Source organism: Actinomadura napierensis, from assembly GCF_039529375.1.
Classification (GTDB): Bacteria; Actinomycetota; Actinomycetes; order Streptosporangiales; family Streptosporangiaceae; genus Spirillospora; species Spirillospora napierensis.
The window spans coordinates 1-574 of record NZ_BAAAMR010000379.1 but is presented as its reverse complement, the minus strand read 5'-3'; the positions used below and the strand labels follow the sequence as shown (position 1 = coordinate 574).

2 protein-coding genes are annotated in these 574 nt (G+C 55.6%); both read right to left on the bottom strand.

All coding sequences use genetic code 11. The annotated features are described in order from the left end of the window. Positions 1 to 133: aminoglycoside phosphotransferase family protein (locus ABD296_RS50030; RefSeq protein ID WP_222868290.1), on the bottom strand; the 133-nt coding region annotated here is incomplete at its 3' end. Then, the coding region (locus ABD296_RS50025; protein ID WP_072107020.1) for a phosphotransferase at positions 133 to 574 on the bottom strand (442 nt) is incomplete at its 5' end. The genes ABD296_RS50030 and ABD296_RS50025, both read right to left, overlap by 1 nt.

The window sequence follows — 574 nt, the reverse complement described above, 5'->3', positions numbered from 1 at the left end:
GTTTCAATCCCTTGACGATTGCAGGAGTCCCGTCTGGCAATGAAACTTTCCAAACGAGGCTGGAAAAGGTGTCCGCAATGAGAACAGGTTGCGAAACGTGCCAATGAGCAGGAAAAACAGGCGGCATGAACATCAACCCCAAGTCAGAGGGTCCAATCGCAGATAGAAGGCAAGGCGTTCGCGGTCGGGGGCTTCGATCCCCAATACATTGAATAGGACAGCGAAGGCGCGCTCTGCTTCATCTGGCGCTGCCCAGTTCTCTTCGGCGTTAGCAATCATGAGTGCCAAATCGGCATAGCGATCTGCTGTTCCGAGCCGCCCAAGGTCGATCAGACCCGTGCATTGAAGAGTTTTAGGGTCCACCATGAAGTTCGGCATGCAGGGATCACCATGGCAAACAACCATATCGGTGCGCTCTTGGTCGAGCCGCACCGGTAGCTCTCGTTCGACACGAGCCAAAAGATCGAGCTGCGGCGTACTCTTGTCCTCGTCCGGTAAGAAGTCGGGATTGACGGCATTGCGGGACACCACATCAACGGCGCGTCCGAACATTCGCGACAGCCTGCGCTCAAAC